The following is a 14,959-nucleotide window of genomic DNA, read 5'->3' as shown; positions in this document are numbered from 1 at the left end:
GTCAGGCATCATGGCGGCGGGTCGCTGGGACGATCGTCAAACGTGTCGTGCGGCTTGGCTGATTGGCGGCTTGCTTCAGGTCCGGTGGAGCGGTGGGCGGACTGGTGGGTTGGGCGGCGGGTTTCGGCATGGTGGCGGGTAGCCAGACGAGTCGACGGAAGCCATCGACGCAAAGCCGGTAACGCGACCGGCAACGCAAGCCGGCAACGCAAGCCATCGACGCAAGCTGGCACGCAAGCATCGACGGAGCCAGCGGTGGGCGTGCCGGCGTCCGTCGAAGGGGCTTTGTGGTCGGGGGGGTTGGGGACGCTGGGGAGGGCTGGGTCAGCCTTTGACGCAGACCACCTGATTCAGTTTGGCCACCACTTCCACGAGGTCCTGCTGGTTCGCGATGACCTCGTCGATGTCCTTGTAGGCGCCTGGGATCTCGTCCACTACACCTGCGTCCTTGCGGCATTCGACGCCTGCCGTCTGTGCCGCCAGGTCGGCTTCTGTGAAGTGTTTGCGGGCCTTGTTGCGGGACATTCGTCTGCCGGCGCCGTGGGACGCCGACTCGAACGAATCGGGGTTTCCCAGGCCTCGGACTATGTACGAGCCTGTTCCCATTGAGCCGGGAATGATGCCCAGGTCACCGTTGCCGGCTCGGATCGCGCCTTTGCGGGTCACCAGCACCTCCTCGCCGAAGTGGGTTTCCTCGGACACATAGTTGTGGTGGGCGCTGATGGGATCGTCGAACGTCACCTGGGGGAACCGGCGACGGAGTACGTCGCAGACCAGGCGTGTCATCACGGCTCGGTTGCGGCGGGCGTAGTCCTGGGCCCAATACAGGTCGTGGCGGTACGCCGTCATCTGCGGGGTTCCGGCCAGGAAGACGGCCAGGTCTGGGTCGGGCAGCTCCTGGTTGTGCGCCAGGCTCTGCGCCACCTCGATGTGGTGTTGCGCCAACAAGTTCCCGATGCCGCGGGAGCCGGAGTGGAGCATTACCCAGACCTGCTTCTTCGTGTCCAGGCAGATCTCGATGAAGTGGTTGCCGCCGCCCAGGGTGCCCATCTGGTGCAGGGCTCGGCCCGCGTTCGCTTTCACCGCGGGGGTCAGGTCGTCGAAACGGCGCCAGAACGTGTCCCAGTCGTCGGCGTCGCGGCCGGTGAACGCGCTCGCCTTGTGTTGGGCGCGACCCACGGGGACCGCGGCCTCCATGGTGGACCGGATACGACTGAGATCCTCGGGGAGGTCCTCGGCGTGCAACGACGTTCGTACGGCGGTCATGCCGCAGCCGATGTCGACGCCTACCGCCGCGGGGGATACCGCGTCTCGCATGGCGATTACCGAACCTACGGTCGCGCCCTTGCCGTAGTGCACGTCGGGCATCACGGCTACGTGCTTGAACGTCCACGGAAGCGCGGCGATGTTGTGCAGCTGCCGCATCGCCTGGTCCTCGACCGTTTCTGGTCGGGTCCACAGACGGATGTCGACGTGCTTGCCGGGGACCGTGGTGGGTGCCATGGCCTCAGACTAGGACCCGCTCAAAGCAGATATCCGCGCTTCCAGATGCGCTTGCTCGGGCCGCCGATGAGGCCTACCTCGGTCAGGAACTCCACGACCTTCTCCGACATCCAGCGGCGATGTTCCTGGTGGTGCGGGTTCGCCAACGCCACCCGCCGGCCCTCGCGGGGGTCGATGCCCACCGCCGCGTACACCTTGGGGTGGATCATGCAGTCGACCACCGCGTACGCGGTCAACGCGGTCACCAGGCGGTAGAACTCCAGGCGCAGGCGACCGACGCCCTTGAGGCCGCGCACGACCTCCTCGCGTGCGAACCGGACGTGCCGGGCCTCCTCGATCACGTGGATCCGGTTCACCATCCGGATCATCGGCTGGATCTCGGGGTCATCCATCATCGCGCGTTGGACGCGGTCCGTGGTCTCCTCCGCCACCAGCACCGAGGCGAACATCGGCGGACCGCTGGCCAGGCCGCCGAACCAGCGGCCGAGCGCCCGAGTGATCCGGTTCGGGCCGTACGCGGGCGCGCCCGTCTTGCTGACCGCCTTCGCGAACATGATCGAGTGCCGGGTCTCGTCCCCCAGCTCCGTCAGCGCGTACTGCGCGTGCGCCGTCCTCGGGTCCAGGTCGTACACGTACCGCGCCAACAGCTGCATCAGCACGATCTCGAACCACAGCCCCACGCTCGCCATGCTCGCGATCTCGTGCTTCGACAGCTCCACCCGCTGTTCCGGCGTCAACCGCTCCCACAGCTCGGTGCCGTACAGCGACACCCGCTCGAAGGGCATGAACGCCTTGCCCTCGTGCAGCGGCGCCGTCCAGTCGACATCGATGTCCGGCGAGTACGAGTTCCTGGCCGACGAGTCGAGCAGCCGCTCGGCGGTGACCTCTCGGTCCTTCGGTTGCAGCGCGCGGGCCATCCTGGGACCTCCCGAGTAAGTGTTACCTCGCGTAACAGTTACCCAGGTTCCCGTCTCGGCTCCTCGCTGTCAAGGTCCGGCCGGGTCAGGTCACCGACCAGCTGCACGATCTCCCTGGTCACCGGGCGCAGCAACCGCAGCCTCGACAGGCCGATCACCCGATCGATCAACGGCACCGTGCGGTCCACCAACAACCTGGTCCGCCGGCATCCCGGCGACCGGTCGTGCACCCAGAACAGCACCACGCCCATCTCGTACAGCCACAACAGCTCCGGCAGCTCCGGCCGCAGCCCCGTGTCCACCTTCACCGTCGACCCGTCCAGCACCCGCCGGTGCAGCGCGATCTGCGACTCCCGCGCCGGGCTCGACTCCGTCGAGAACGGGCTCAGCGGGCTCTCCGGATCCGCCGCGTTCACGAAGAACTGCTTGCCGAACTCGTGGTACGGCGCCGCCACGTCGATCCACCCGTGCATCACCGCCCGCAGCCGGGGCGCGAACTCCCGCTCGGTGCGCAACGCCTCCTCGCACGCCTGCTCGTGCAGCTCCGTTATCCGGTCGTAGAACCCCTGGACCAGCTGTTCCTTCGAGCTGAAGTAGTAGTACGCGTTGCCGACCGATACCCCGGCCTCCTTCGCGATCGCCCGCATCGTCGTCTTGGCGTACCCGTGCTCCTGGAACAGCCGCAACGCCGTCTCCACGATCAGCGTGCGCGTCGCCTCGCTCTTCGGCCGCCGGACCTCGTCCTCCACGAACCCACGCTATCCGTTCGGGGGTGGTCAACGCGGGCACCACGGTGTTCACTCTCAGATCACCCGTTCGTGGTCACGGCATGCCAGGGTGGCGCGCCGACCTTCGGAGGTATCCACATGACCCGCGCCCGCCTGTTGCTCGTCCCCGCGCTGGCCCTCGCCGCCGGCGTGCTCACCGCCCCGGCCGCGCAGGCCGACCCGGCCGATCGTGCGACCAGGCACGGGCTCGCCGAGCTGCGGTTCGCCACCTACAACGCCTCGCTCAACCGCGGCGCCGTCGGGGAGCTCGTCGCCGACCTCGCCACCCCGGACGACCCGCAGGCCCGCGAGGTCGCCGAGGTCATCCAGCGCAACCGGCCGGACGTCCTGCTCATCAACGAGTTCGACTACGCCCCCGAGGCCGTCGCCCTGTTCCGCGACAACTACCTCGAGCGCGGCCAGCACGGCGCCCGCCCGATCCACTACCCGCACGCGTTCATCGCGCCGTCCAACACCGGCGTGCCCACCGGGTTCGACCTGAACCGGGACGGGCGCACCGGTACCGGCGACGACGCGCACGGGTTCGGCCTGTTCGAGGGCCAGTACGGGATGCTCGTGCTCTCCAAGTACCCGATCGACACCGACCGGGTCCGCACGTTCCAGCACTTCCGCTGGGCCGACATGCCGGGCGCCATGCTCCCCGACGACCCCGCCACCCCGACCCCGCACGACTGGTACTCCCCCGAGATCCTCGACGTGCTGCGCCTGTCCTCCAAGTCGCACTGGGACGTGCCGATCCGGGTCGGCCGCGGCGACGTGCACTTCCTGGTCTCCCACCCGACCCCGCCCACCTTCGACGGCGCCGAGGACCGCAACGGCACCCGCAACCACGACGAGATCCGGTTCTGGGCCGACTACGTCACCCCGGGCAAGGGCCGCTACATCTACGACGACCAGGGCCGGCGCGGCGGCCTGCGCCCGAGCGAGCGGTTCGTCGTCGCCGGTGACAACAACTCCGACCCGCGCGACGGCGACAGCGTGCCCGGCGCCATCGACCGGCTGCTCGACGCCCCGCGGGTGATCGACCCGCACCCGGGCAGCCTCGGCGGGTACCTCGCCGCGCGCGAGCAGGGCGGCGCCAACACCGGCCACGAGAGCAACCCGTACTTCGACACCGCCGACTTCAACGACGAGGCACCGGGCAACCTCCGGGTCGACTACGTACTGCCGTCCCGGGGCCTGATCCCCACCGGCAGCGCGGTGTTCTGGCCGACCGCGCACTCCCCGCTCGCCCGGCTGAACGACGCCTCCGACCACCACCTCGTCCGGGTCGACGTGCTGGTTCCCGGCCGCTCACGGTAGCCATCCGGCCACGGGCCGAACGCATCACACGATCGGTGTATCCGTACCGGTCGAGCGCCCTCTCTTGGTGTGAGCCGCACCATGGAGGCGCCGATGTCGTGCGTTGCCGAACCCCTGGCCACCCCGTGGAACCCGCCCGTCTCCCGGGAGAACGTGGACGCCGTCGCCGCGGCCGCCTCCGCCGGCGACCCGGCCGCGACCGGCGAGCTACTCGCCTACCTGCGCCCGATCACGGTCCGGTACTGCCGGAGCAAGCTCGGCCGGGTCCGCCGGATCACCTCGCCCGACGACGTGGCGCAGGAGGTGTGCCTGGCCGTGTTCCGCGCCCTGCCCACCTACCGCCACCTCGGCCGGCCGTTCCTGTCGTTCGTCTTCGGCGTCGCCGCGCACAAGGTCGCCGACGTGCACCGGGCGGCCGCGCGGGACCGGACGCTGCCGACTGCGTCGACCCCGGAGCCGCCCGAGGTCGAGGAGAGCCCCGAGGAGATCGCGCTGCGCCGCGAACTGGTCGAGCACACCGGTGACCTGCTGCGCACGCTGCTCCCCCGCCAGCGGGAGATCCTGGTGATGCGGGTGGCGCTCGGCATGAGCGCCCAGGAGACCGCCGCCGCGGTCGGCACCACCCCGGACGCGGTCCGGGTGGCCCAGCACCGGGCGCTGAGCCGGCTGCGCCGCGCGGTGGTCGGCTGACCGCCCACCGCGCGGCGCGGCCCGAGCGCTACGGCCGCGGGGTGCGTCCCTCGTGCAGCGTGACCTGCCCGGTCACGTAGTGGCTCCACACGCCGATGGACAGCTCCCGGCCGGGCCGCTCGGTGCTCACCACGAAGCTCCGGCCGTGCCGGGTGGCGCCGAACGTGATGTCGAACTCGCTGGTCGAGCCGCGCTCCGTGGGCGGCGTTCCGTCGGGCTGGATGATCTCGTGCAGGCCCCACCGGTAGTCGCGGCGGTAGTCGCCGGTGACCCGCTCCAGCGTGTTCTCCAGGATCGCGCCGGTGGCCGGGATCGTGATCAGGACGCCGCGCATGCCGTTGCGGTACTTCGTGTTGAACACCGCGACCTCGGCGGTGCCGCCGCCGTACATCACCGCCCGGCCGCTGCCGACCCGCGAGCCGGCCGGGCAGGCCTCGATGCCGCCCGCCTCGATGGTCGACCTGGCGCAGGTCGGGAACGCCCAGGTGTTGAACCGGATCGACCGGTCGAACAGGAACACGAACTCCCTCGGCGCCGCCGGTTTCTCGCCGGTGTCGGTGTACCGGTGGGTGTCGAAGGAGATCTCGACGCCGAGCCGGGAGCCGCCGTCCCGGGTGACGGTCGCGTCGCCGCCCTCGTAGTTGACCGGTCCGGGCACGTCCGGCTCGTAGGGCCGCTGCGGGCCGTGCGGCGCCGGGTGCGGCGCGGGTTCGGGACCGGCCGTCGCGGGGACGGCGGTCAGGACGAGCGCGGCGGCGGCCAGGCCGGCGCCGGCGAGGAGTCGGATACGCACGTGCTACCTCCAACGGGGTGTTTTCGATACATGTCGAATAGTCCCGTCGGGGCGTACAGTCTTCGTTAGTTGTCGAAAAGTCCTGAGAAGGTTGTCAGGAAGGGAGCCGCCGTGCCGATCGGCCGGTGGGCGTCGGTGTCCCACCCGGAGATCGCCGAGGTCGAGCTGGACGACGTCCTGCGCGCCCTCGCCGACCCGACCCGACGCACGATCGTGCGCATGCTGATCGCGGACGGCGACCGGGCCTGCGGCACCTTCGGCCTCCCGGTCGCCGCCTCCACGCTCAGCCACCACTTCCGCGCCCTGCGCCGGGCCGGCATCATCCGCCAGTACGACGACGGCCGGCAGCGGATGAACACCCTGCGCCTGGACGAGCTGGACACGAGGTTCCCCGGCCTGGTGTCCACGGTGCTCGCCACCTCGACCTGAGCCTCAGGCCGCGTGCCGCACCACCGGGGCCGACGCGGCCGGGTCCTCCACCGCCGCCTTCGCCGCCTCCCGGCGGGCCACCCGCCGCTGGTCGTGCCGCCGCTCGTAGCGCCGCGCGTCGGCCTCCACGATCACCGGGCCGAGGGCCATCACCAGCATCAGTCCGAGCCCCACGACCACTCCGGCCCACAAGAGAACCGCCTGAACCATTTCTCCCACCTCCGTTGAACGTGCTGGTCACAGCTTCGCTCGCGGAGGGCGCCCGGCGGATCGGTCGACCGGGTGGCCCGCGCCGGCCGACCGGCCACCGGGCGAGCCGCCGCCCCTGGCCGATCGGCCGACCCGCCGCCGCCGGTCGGCCGAGGCGCCGGAACGTCCGGTCCAATACCTTTCGGGGCATGACACCGATGCCGGTGCCACACCGCTGGCTGGCCGCGATCCTGGGCGTGGCGTTCGTGCTCGACGCGTTCATCGCGATCGAGTCCTACGGCGGGGCCCGCAACGTGCTGGTGCTGCCCGGCTCGGCCCTGATCGCGCTGTGCGCCTTCCTCGCGCTCACCCGGCCGGTCGTCGGCGCCCTGCTCGGCGTCCTGACGCTGCTGCTGTCGTCGGCGCTGATCGCGTCGGCCGAGCTGTACATCCGGTCGATCGGGCTGACCAACATCACGCTCACCGAGATGGTCGCCGGCACGGTGCTGACCGTCTTCGTCGTCTGGCGGGGCACGCCGGTCGCCGCGACCGCGTGCACGGCGGCACTGGTCGTCGGCTGCCTCGCCGCCGTCGTGGTCCGTGGCCTGCGCAGCTGCCACGTCTACTTCTGCGACCCGGGCCTCACGCTCGGCGCCCGCGACCTGGCCGTGACCGGCATGCTCGGGTTCTTCCTGCTGGGTGCCGCCATCGCGGTCGGCGTGTACCTGCGGCGCGCCGGCGGCCAGCGGGTCGAGACCGAGATGAACACCCTGGTCCGCAAGCAGTGGCCGCTCGCCGTCGCACTCGCGGTCGTCGCCCTGTTCGAGCTCCCCCCGTCCGGCAGCGACGGTCTCCCCGGCGTGTTCAGCGGCGTGATCGCCGGCGTGTGCGCGTTCTTCGCCCCGAGGAACCCACAGCGCAACGCCCTGATCGCGGCCGGCGTGATCGCCGGACTGCCGCTGATCACCGGGCTGTCCGCCACCTCGGACCAGCCGATGACGCTGACCAACCTCGCGGCCAGCATGGCGCTGGTCGCGTACGTGGTGCGCCAGGCCTCGCGCCGGGACGCGGTCTGGAGCACGCTCGCGCTGGTCGTGGCCAACGGGTTCGCGCTGGGGATTCGCTCGCCGATGTTCGTCACCAACTCCAGCAGCGTGCTCCTGCTGCTGTTCCTGCTCGGGGTCGCGATCGTCACCGGCTGGTACTTCCGGGCCCGCGACCGCGAGCGGAACCAGACCGTGCGGGCGGCGGTGAACTCCGCGCAGCAGGGCGAGCGGATGGCGCTGGCCCGCGAGCTGCACGACGTGGTCGCCCACCACGTCACCGGGATCGTCGTGCAGGCGCAGGCCGCGCTGCTGGTCGCGGCGAAGAACCCGGGCGTCGCGGTCACCGCGCTGGAGAAGATCGAGTACAGCGGCACCGAGGCGCTGACCGCGATGCGCACGCTCGTCGGCAGCCTCCGCGACGGCACCGCGGCCACCGCCGACCCCGCCGCCACCGGTCAGGCCACCACCGACCTGCGTGCCGACCTGGCCGCGCTGGTCGACAACTACGCGGGGCCGCCGATCGCGCTGGACCTCGACCTGCCGGAGGAGCTGCCGCACGAGGTCGGCCGGTCGGTGCTGCGGCTGGTGCAGGAGTCGCTGACCAACGTCGGCAAGCACGCGCCGGACGCCACCGAGGTGCGGGTCCGGGTGGCGCGGCTCGGCGAGACACTGCACATCAGGGTGGTCGACGACGGCGCGCGGCGGCCGGTGAAACCCGCCGGTGGTTCGGGTGGCTACGGTCTGGTCGGCATGCGGGAGCGGGTGGAGCTGCTCGGCGGCCGGTTCGAGGCCGGTCCGAGCGGCTACGTCGGCTGGTCGGTGGAGGCATGGCTACCGGTTCGGGGGAAGGACGCCACATGATCAGGGTGTTGATCGCGGACGACCAGGAGATGGTCCGGGCGGGGTTCCGGATGATCCTGGAGACCCAGGACGACATGGAGGTCGTCGCGGACGTGCCGGACGGGGTGTCGGCGGTGTCCAGGGCCCGCGAGCTGCGCCCGGACGTGTGCCTGCTCGACATCCGGATGCCCGGGATGGACGGGCTGGAGGTCACCCGGGCGCTGGCCGGGCCGGGGGTGGCCGACCCGCTGAAGGTCGTCGTGGTCACCACGTTCGACCTGGACGAGTACGTCAACGCCGCGCTGACCAACGGCGCCAACGGGTTCCTGCTCAAGGACGCCGGGCCGGCGCTGCTGCTGGAGGCGGTGCGGGCGGCGGACCGCGGCGACGCGCTGGTGTCGCCGCAGATCACCGTGCGGCTGCTGCGGCACTTCGCCCGCAGCGCCCCGGCACCCGCCGCCACCGAGGCCCCGGCCGAGCCGCTGACCGAGCGGGAGCTGGACGTGGTGCGCGCGACCGCGCGCGGGCTGACCAACACCGAGATCGGCGAGGAGCTCTACCTGTCGCTGTCCACGGTGAAGACGCACCTCGCCGCGGTGCAGGCGAAGGTCGGTGCCCGCAACCGCGTCGAGGTGGCCGCGTGGGCGTGGCGCACCGGGCTGATGAACGGCACTAACGGGTGACCGTCTTCACCACCAGCTGGTGCCCCGGCGGGTCGCCGGCGCAGCCGGTGCCCGGCGCGGGCAGGAACATCGAGTCGTACTCGTGCGGCGGGTACACCCGCAGGCCGCGCACGTGCGTCGGCCGGCACTCCGCCGGGTCGTAGTTGCCGACCTGGGTGAACCCGACCGGGGCGTGCACGGTCGCGCCGGGCGCCAGCGAGATCGCCGGACCCTTGGTGCCGACGCGGTAGGCGGCCGGGCCGACCTGGCGGCCGTCGTCGCCGGTCACGTACGACACCCCGGGGAAGCCCTGGATGACGCAGGTGCGGTCGCCGACGTTGGTGAACCGCAGCGGGCGGTAGACCGTGCCGGCCGCGCCCTGGCCGCTGCCCAGGCTCAGCTTCAGCTCGCTGGTCTGGCACTCGCGCGGGCTCGCGGGCTCCTTCACCGGTTCCCGGGTCGCCGGAGCGGGCGCCGGGGTGGCGGGTTCCTTCGCCGGTTCTCTCGTCGAGGTGGGCGCCTCGCTGGTCGGTGCGGTGGTGGATGTCGCCCCGGCGGCATCGCTGATCGTCGGCACCGGCGGGCTCGCCGCATCGTTCGACGTGGTGTCACAGCCGACCGCCAGCATCGCGAGCGCGACCCCGCCGACGACCATCATCCTGTTGCGCATGGCTTTTCGCCTCCAGTCCTGGCCCCGAAACCAGTGGAGCTGGTTACTGAGAGGACGGATGACCCCCCTCAGTGGTTGCCTGCCAACCAGGACTACCCGTGTCCGGCAAAAGAAAAACGGGACTACTTGCTGGCCACCCGCCGGTACTTGGCCACCGACCACGGCACGAACACCGCCAGGATCACCAGCGACGACACCAGCGCGTAGAGCACCGCGTTGTCCGCCGGCCAGCCCTCCGGCGGCGCCATCCCGGGCGGCGCTTCGTTGCCGAACAGGTCCCGCACCGACTGGATCACCGCGGTGAACGGGTTCCACTCCGCGATCGTCTTCAGCGGCCCCGGCATCGTGCCCGCGCCGACGAACGCCGAGGAGATGAACGACAGCGGGAACAGCCACATCAGCCCCGCGCTCTGCGCCACCTCCACGCTCGGCGCGGACAGCCCGATCAGCGCGCCGATCCACGACATCGCGAACCCGAACAGCAGCAGCAACAGGTACGCCAGCACCGCGTCCAGCAGGCTGCCGCGGATCCGCCAGCCGACCAGCAGCCCGCACAGCGACATGATCAGCAGCGCCAGCGAGCTGACCACCAGGTCCGAGGTGGTGCGCCCGAGCAGCACCGCGAGCCGCGACATCGGCAGCGAGCGGAACCGGTCGATGATGCCCTTCTGCAGGTCGTTGCACAGCCCGATGACGGTGAACGCCGAGTTGAACGCGATGGTCTGCACGAAGATCCCGGCGATCAGGAACTCGCGGTACTCCCCGCCGCCGAGCGCGCCGCCGAACACGTAGGCGAACAGCAGCACGAACATGATCGGCTGGACGACCGCGGCGAACAGCCAGTCGATGTTGCGCCGCGCGTTGAGCAGGTTGCGCCAGGCGATGATCCCGCCGTCGCGAATGCCCTGGGTCAGGACGGTCATTCTTCCTCCGCGGCATGCCCGGTGAGCGACAGGAACACGTCGTCGAGCGTCGGCCGGTGCAGGCTCACGTCGAGCACCGCGACCCCCTCGCCGTCGAGCCGGCGCAGCGCCTCGATCAGCGACTTGGTGCCCGCGTCGACCAGCACCCGCACCCGCCGGTGCTGCTCGTCGACGCTCGGTTCGCCGGCGCCGACGTCGGCCAGCACGCGCGCGGTGAGGGGCAACTCCGCCGGTTCCCCGACCACGATCTCCAGCCGTTCGCCGCCGACCTCGGTCTTGAGCTGGTCGGCGGTGCCGCTGGCGATGACCCGGCCGTGGTCGATGACCAGGATCGTGTCGGCCAGCTGGTCGGCCTCCTCCAGGTACTGGGTGGTGAGCAGCACGGTGGCGCCGTCGGCGACCAGCTCGCCGATCACCGCCCAGGTGTCCAGGCGGCCGCGCGGGTCGAGGCCGGTGGTCGGCTCGTCGAGCAGCACCACGGCCGGTTCGGCGACCAGCGCGCCGGCCAGGTCGAGCCGCCTGCGCATGCCACCGGAGTAGGTCTTCGCCGGACGGCCGGCGGCGTCGTCGAGCCGGAACCGGTTGATCAGCTCGGTCGCCCTCGCCCGCGCGTCGGTCTTGTTCTTCCCGTAGAGCCGGCCGACCAGGTAGAGGTTCTCGAAGCCGGTGAGCTGCTCGTCGACGGCGGCGTACTGGCCGGACAGCCCGATCGCGCGGCGTACCGCGTCCGGGTCGGCGAGCACGTCGTGCCCCGCGACCCAGGCACGGCCGGCGTCCGGGCGCAGCAGGGTGGTGAGGATCCGGACCGCCGTGGTCTTGCCGGCGCCGTTCGGCCCGAGCAGGCCCAGCACGGTACCGGTCGGAATCTCCAGGTCGACGCCGTCGAGGGCGCGGGTGGACCCGTAGGTCTTCACCAGCCCCTCCGCGCGCACCGCTGCTGTCATGCGGGCAGCCTAGAGCGCGGGGACGACAACGCCGCGCGAATTATCCGCCGGTTCCGTTGCGGACGGCGGCCAGCCACTCGCCGGCCGCGGCGTAGTCGGCGTCGGTGTTGCCGGCCGCCGCGGCGGTCGAGGTCGGGCTCGGTTCCGCCCTGGGGTAGGAGCCGAGGAAGCGGACGTGCTGGCAGCGGCGGTGCAGCGCGGCGAGCGCGTCGCCGACCCGCTGCTCGTGCACGTGCCCGTCGAAGTCCAGGTAGAAGCGGTACTGGCCGAGCCTGCCCTTCAGCGGGCGGGACTCGATGCGGCTGAGGTTGATGCCGCGCAGCGCGAGCTCGGTGAGCAGCTCGGCGAGCACGCCGGTGCGCTCGGCGGCCGCGGTGACCACGATCGAGGTGCGGTCCGAGCCGGTCGGGCCGGGCAGCGTGCCGGGGTGGCGCAGCAGCAGGAACCGGGTCACCGCGCCCTCGACGTCGGCGATGCCGGTGGCGAGGACGTCCAGCGGGTAGTGGGTGGCGGCGACGGGCGCGGTGACCGCGGCGTCCCAGCTGCCGTCCAGCACGCCGACCGCGGCGGCGGCGGTGGAGTTGGCGGCGGTCTGCGCGGCGTCCGGGAGGTTCGCGGCGAGCCAGCCCTGGACCTGGGCCAGCGCGTGCGGGTGGCTGGCGACCGTGCGCACCCGGTCGGCGGTGAGGTTCGGGCGGACCAGCACGGAGAACCGCACCGGCAGCACCACCTCGGCGACGGCGACCAGCGGCTCGTCGACCGCGAGCGCGTCCATGGTGGCCGACACGGCGCCCTCGACGGAGTTCTCCACCGGCACGCAGGCGAGGTCGGCCTCGCCGGCGCGGACCGCGGCGAGCGCGGCCGGGACCGTGCGCATCGGCTCCAGCGTGTCGTCGGCGCCGGCGTGGACGCGGGCGGCCTGTTCGGAGAAGGTTCCCCGGGGTCCGAAGTAGGCGATGCTCGGCACGGGATGAGCCTACGCAGGTGGCTCCCGCCGATCGGCCGAAGGCCGTGTGGTCGCGGTGGGTGAACGCCTTGCGCGAGCGCCACTATGGGGTACCACCAGTTCGGGGAGTGCGGTTACGCCCGGTGCCCCCGAGGTGCCATGCTGGGGGCCGTGACCGCCGATTCGGGAGCTGACACCGCGGGCATCGCGACCGGAGAGCTGGGGGGCCAGGAACCACTGCGGCTGGTGCTGTGCGCCGTCGACGAGCCGCTGGCGAACGCCTGGACCGAGGCCGTGGCGGGGCGTTCCGACGTCGAGGTGCACCGGGGGTCGGTGCTGGACATCGACGCCGAGGCGGTGGTCAGCCCGGCCAACTCGTTCGGGTTGATGCGCGGTGGCATCGACGCGGTGTACGCGCGGGCGTTCCCGGCGGTCGAGCAGCACGTGCGCAGTGCGGTACTCGCCTACCACGGCGGCGAGCTGCCGGTCGGTCAGGCGCTGGTCGTGCCGACCGGCGAGCCGGCGCCCGCGTGGCTGATCAGCGCGCCGACGATGCGTGAGCCGGGCGAGGTGCTGCCGCCGGACACCGTGCACCCGTACCTGGCGGCCAGGGCGGTGTTCCACCTGTGGCGTGGCGGCCGGCTGGAGGACGAGCGCCCGGTGCGGCGCGTGGTGCGCACGATCGCGCTGCCTGGCCTGGGCACCGGCGTCGGCGGGGTGCCGCCGAGGAACTGCGCGCGGCAGGTGATGGCCGCGTGGGACGAGGTGTTCGATCCGCGCGGCCTGCGCTGAACGAGCCCGGAGTCGGCGAACCGCTGATCACCGGACTTCCATGACCAGTTCGATCTCGTCCCGGATGGGGATACCGTCGTCGCCCAACTCCGGGATGCCGGGTTTGATCCGCCGGGCCTCGGCGACCGCGTCCACCCGCAGCGCGGCCAGCCGGAACCCGGCGCGCTGGTAGAAGCGCAGCGCGCGGGTGTTGTCGTTGGTCGTGGTCACCGTCAGCCGCGTGCCGCCGGTCCGGCGCAGGTCGTCCACCAGTGCCGCCAGCAGCCCCGCACCGACCCCGCCGCCGGCGAACGCGTTGATCGTGACCAGGTCCGCGCTCGTGCCGATGGTCCGGTAGGTCAGCAGGCCGGCGACCTCGCCGTCCCGCTCGGCCAGCCAGCCAGGCAGCGCGCTGGCGTCGACCAGGCCGCCGAGCGCCAGCGCGACGACCTCGACCGCGCCCCACTCGCGCACCAGCAGGCGGGTCACCTCGGGTTTGTCGGCGGGGGTCAGCCGCCGGAACGTGTACGGAGTCACACGAGTCACAGTGCCCACGCTGCCACGACCGCCTAACGTTTCAAGGCGTGCGGGCCACCCACCAGCGAGCGCGCGACCTGAGCCCCTATGTCGAGCTGCGCCGCGAGCAGTGGCGGGAGCTGCGCCGGGCGACGCCGCTGACGCTCACGCTGGACGAGCTGGTGGCGCTGCGCGGCCTGGGCGACCCGGTCGACCTGGAGGAGGTCGTCGACGTCTACCTGCCGCTGTCCCGGCTGATCAGCCTGCGGGTCGCCGCGCGGCAGCGGCTGTACGAGGACACCACGTCGTTCCTCGGCGACGACCCGGACGCGGACCGCAAGGTGCCGTTCGTGATCGGGATCGCGGGCAGTGTCGCGGTCGGCAAGTCCACCACCGCGCGGCTGCTGCGCACGCTGCTGGCCCGCTGGCCGGACCACCCGCACGTCGACCTGGTCACCACCGACGGGTTCCTGCTGACCAAGGCCGAGCTGACCCGCCGCGGAATCATGCACCGCAAGGGCTTCCCGGAGAGCTACGACCGGCGCGGCCTGCTGCGGTTCGTCTCCGACGTGAAGTCCGGCGCGCCCGAGGTGTCCGCGCCGGTGTACTCCCACCTGGCGTACGACATCGTGCCCGGCGAGACGCAGGTTGTGCGCAAGCCGGACATCCTCATCGTCGAGGGCCTCAACGTGCTGCTGCCGGGCCACGGGCTGACGGTGGCCGACCTGTTCGACTTCTCCGTCTACGTCGACGCGCACACCGAGGACATCGCCCGCTGGTACGTCGAGCGGTTCCGCACGCTGCGGGACACCGCGTTCACCGACCCCGGCTCGCACTTCCACCACTTCGCGACGCTGTCCGACGAGGCGGCGAGCGCGGAGGCGACCCGGCTGTGGCAGGAGATCAACGAGCCGAACCTGGTGCACAACATCCTGCCGACCCGCCCGCGCGCCACGCTGGTGCTGCGCAAGGACGCCGACCACCGGATCAGCCGGGTCCGGCTGCGCAAGCTCTGAGCTGTCGGCGCCCC

General features: G+C 71.8%; 17 protein-coding genes. 7 read left to right on the top strand and 10 right to left on the bottom strand.

Features of this window, described 5'->3' with window-relative positions:
* Window positions 1–324: 324 nt before the first annotated feature.
* Genes JT362_RS26675 through JT362_RS26665 form a run of 3 tightly spaced genes read right to left on the bottom strand, consistent with a single transcriptional unit; the run spans window position 325 to window position 3,169 of the window.
* On the bottom strand, window positions 325–1,503 hold the full coding sequence (locus JT362_RS26675) for an RtcB family protein (protein ID WP_260194525.1): 1,179 nt from the start codon (window positions 1,501–1,503) through the stop codon (window positions 325–327).
* Between the two features lie 20 nt (window positions 1,504–1,523).
* The gene (locus JT362_RS26670; protein ID WP_260194524.1) at window positions 1,524–2,420 is read right to left on the bottom strand and encodes an AurF N-oxygenase family protein; all 897 of its coding nucleotides are present in this window, start codon (window positions 2,418–2,420) and stop codon (window positions 1,524–1,526) included.
* Window positions 2,421–2,458: 38 nt separating this feature from the next.
* Window positions 2,459–3,169: a TetR/AcrR family transcriptional regulator gene (locus JT362_RS26665; protein WP_260194523.1), complete on the bottom strand. Its 711-nt coding sequence runs from the start codon at window positions 3,167–3,169 to the stop codon at window positions 2,459–2,461.
* A gap of 117 nt (window positions 3,170–3,286) precedes the next feature.
* Here JT362_RS26665 and JT362_RS26660 point away from each other — a divergent pair, with 117 nt between their 5' ends.
* Both JT362_RS26660 and shbA read left to right on the top strand, forming a co-directional pair.
* The gene (locus JT362_RS26660; RefSeq protein ID WP_260194522.1) at window positions 3,287–4,510 is read left to right on the top strand and encodes an endonuclease/exonuclease/phosphatase family protein; all 1,224 of its coding nucleotides are present in this window, start codon (window positions 3,287–3,289) and stop codon (window positions 4,508–4,510) included.
* Window positions 4,511–4,603: 93 nt separating this feature from the next.
* Entirely contained in the window at window positions 4,604–5,200 is a 597-nt protein-coding gene (gene shbA / locus JT362_RS26655; protein WP_260194521.1) for an RNA polymerase sigma factor ShbA, read from the top strand.
* Window positions 5,201–5,228: 28 nt separating this feature from the next.
* Here shbA and JT362_RS26650 read toward each other — a convergent pair whose 3' ends face one another.
* Complete coding sequence (locus JT362_RS26650; RefSeq protein WP_260194520.1) at window positions 5,229–5,993, bottom strand: hypothetical protein; 765 nt, start codon at window positions 5,991–5,993, stop codon at window positions 5,229–5,231.
* A 111-nt stretch (window positions 5,994–6,104) separates the two neighbouring features.
* Here JT362_RS26650 and JT362_RS26645 point away from each other — a divergent pair, with 111 nt between their 5' ends.
* A complete protein-coding gene (locus JT362_RS26645) occupies window positions 6,105–6,422 on the top strand; it encodes an ArsR/SmtB family transcription factor (protein ID WP_260194519.1) in 318 nt (105 codons plus the stop codon).
* Window positions 6,423–6,425: 3 nt separating this feature from the next.
* Here the strand turns inward: JT362_RS26645 and JT362_RS26640 are convergent, their stop codons facing one another.
* Window positions 6,426–6,632 (bottom strand): hypothetical protein, encoded by a 207-nt coding sequence (locus JT362_RS26640; RefSeq protein WP_260194518.1) that lies wholly within the window; start codon window positions 6,630–6,632, stop codon window positions 6,426–6,428.
* A gap of 188 nt (window positions 6,633–6,820) precedes the next feature.
* On the opposite strand from JT362_RS26640, the gene JT362_RS26635 reads away from it, so the two are divergent.
* Both JT362_RS26635 and JT362_RS26630 read left to right on the top strand, forming a co-directional pair.
* Window positions 6,821–8,518, top strand: coding sequence for a sensor histidine kinase (locus tag JT362_RS26635; RefSeq protein WP_260194517.1), 1,698 nt, complete (start codon window positions 6,821–6,823; stop codon window positions 8,516–8,518).
* The gene (locus JT362_RS26630; RefSeq protein WP_260194516.1) at window positions 8,515–9,180 is read left to right on the top strand and encodes a response regulator; all 666 of its coding nucleotides are present in this window, start codon (window positions 8,515–8,517) and stop codon (window positions 9,178–9,180) included. Before JT362_RS26635 ends, JT362_RS26630 begins: the two co-directional genes overlap by 4 nt.
* Here JT362_RS26630 and JT362_RS26625 read toward each other — a convergent pair.
* The 4 genes from JT362_RS26625 to pheA form a co-directional block, all read right to left on the bottom strand.
* Window positions 9,170–9,829 carry a DUF4232 domain-containing protein gene (locus JT362_RS26625; RefSeq protein ID WP_260194515.1) on the bottom strand — a complete coding sequence of 220 codons (660 nt, stop codon included), beginning with the start codon at window positions 9,827–9,829 and terminating at the stop codon, window positions 9,170–9,172. The genes JT362_RS26630 and JT362_RS26625 overlap by 11 nt on opposite strands.
* Before the next feature lie 122 nt (window positions 9,830–9,951).
* Entirely contained in the window at window positions 9,952–10,752 is an 801-nt protein-coding gene (locus tag JT362_RS26620) for an ABC transporter permease (protein WP_260194514.1), read from the bottom strand.
* Window positions 10,749–11,696 carry an ATP-binding cassette domain-containing protein gene (locus JT362_RS26615; RefSeq protein WP_260194513.1) on the bottom strand — a complete coding sequence of 316 codons (948 nt, stop codon included), beginning with the start codon at window positions 11,694–11,696 and terminating at the stop codon, window positions 10,749–10,751. The genes JT362_RS26620 and JT362_RS26615 overlap by 4 nt, the downstream gene beginning before the upstream one ends.
* A gap of 40 nt (window positions 11,697–11,736) precedes the next feature.
* The gene (pheA, locus tag JT362_RS26610; RefSeq protein ID WP_260194512.1) at window positions 11,737–12,663 is read right to left on the bottom strand and encodes a prephenate dehydratase; all 927 of its coding nucleotides are present in this window, start codon (window positions 12,661–12,663) and stop codon (window positions 11,737–11,739) included.
* Between the two features lie 150 nt (window positions 12,664–12,813).
* Here pheA and JT362_RS26605 point away from each other — a divergent pair, with 150 nt between their 5' ends.
* Window positions 12,814–13,434, top strand: coding sequence for a macro domain-containing protein (locus JT362_RS26605; protein WP_260194511.1), 621 nt, complete (start codon window positions 12,814–12,816; stop codon window positions 13,432–13,434).
* Between the two features lie 27 nt (window positions 13,435–13,461).
* Here JT362_RS26605 and JT362_RS26600 read toward each other — a convergent pair whose 3' ends face one another.
* Entirely contained in the window at window positions 13,462–13,959 is a 498-nt protein-coding gene (locus JT362_RS26600) for a GNAT family N-acetyltransferase (RefSeq protein ID WP_260194510.1), read from the bottom strand.
* A gap of 38 nt (window positions 13,960–13,997) precedes the next feature.
* Between JT362_RS26600 and coaA the strand changes: the two genes are divergently transcribed.
* Window positions 13,998–14,945, top strand: a complete 948-nt coding sequence (gene coaA / locus JT362_RS26595) for a type I pantothenate kinase (protein WP_260194509.1) — start codon at window positions 13,998–14,000, stop codon at window positions 14,943–14,945.
* The last annotated feature ends 14 nt before the right edge of the window (window positions 14,946–14,959 follow it).

This window comes from Actinophytocola gossypii (assembly GCF_025165815.1).
In the GTDB taxonomy this organism is placed as follows: domain Bacteria; phylum Actinomycetota; class Actinomycetes; order Mycobacteriales; family Pseudonocardiaceae; genus Actinophytocola; species Actinophytocola gossypii.
The sequence above is the reverse complement of the archived record's forward strand: the minus strand, read 5'-3'. Positions and strand labels throughout refer to the sequence as shown.

Bases quoted from the DNA above. Each gene is read 5' to 3' on its own strand.
- JT362_RS26660 (WP_260194522.1), top strand. From the start codon at position 3,287: ATGACCCGCGCCCGCCTGTTGCTCGTCCCCGCGCTGGCCCTCGCCGCC.
- JT362_RS26620 (WP_260194514.1), bottom strand. From the start codon at position 10,752: ATGACCGTCCTGACCCAGGGCATTCGCGACGGCGGGATCATCGCCTGG.
- JT362_RS26670 (WP_260194524.1), bottom strand. From the start codon at position 2,420: ATGGCCCGCGCGCTGCAACCGAAGGACCGAGAGGTCACCGCCGAGCGG.
- JT362_RS26640 (WP_260194518.1), bottom strand. From the start codon at position 6,632: ATGGTTCAGGCGGTTCTCTTGTGGGCCGGAGTGGTCGTGGGGCTCGGA.
- JT362_RS26635 (WP_260194517.1), top strand. From the start codon at position 6,821: ATGACACCGATGCCGGTGCCACACCGCTGGCTGGCCGCGATCCTGGGC.
- JT362_RS26625 (WP_260194515.1), bottom strand. From the start codon at position 9,829: ATGCGCAACAGGATGATGGTCGTCGGCGGGGTCGCGCTCGCGATGCTG.
- JT362_RS26675 (WP_260194525.1), bottom strand. From the start codon at position 1,503: ATGGCACCCACCACGGTCCCCGGCAAGCACGTCGACATCCGTCTGTGG.
- shbA (WP_260194521.1), top strand. From the start codon at position 4,604: ATGTCGTGCGTTGCCGAACCCCTGGCCACCCCGTGGAACCCGCCCGTC.
- JT362_RS26630 (WP_260194516.1), top strand. From the start codon at position 8,515: ATGATCAGGGTGTTGATCGCGGACGACCAGGAGATGGTCCGGGCGGGG.
- JT362_RS26615 (WP_260194513.1), bottom strand. From the start codon at position 11,696: ATGACAGCAGCGGTGCGCGCGGAGGGGCTGGTGAAGACCTACGGGTCC.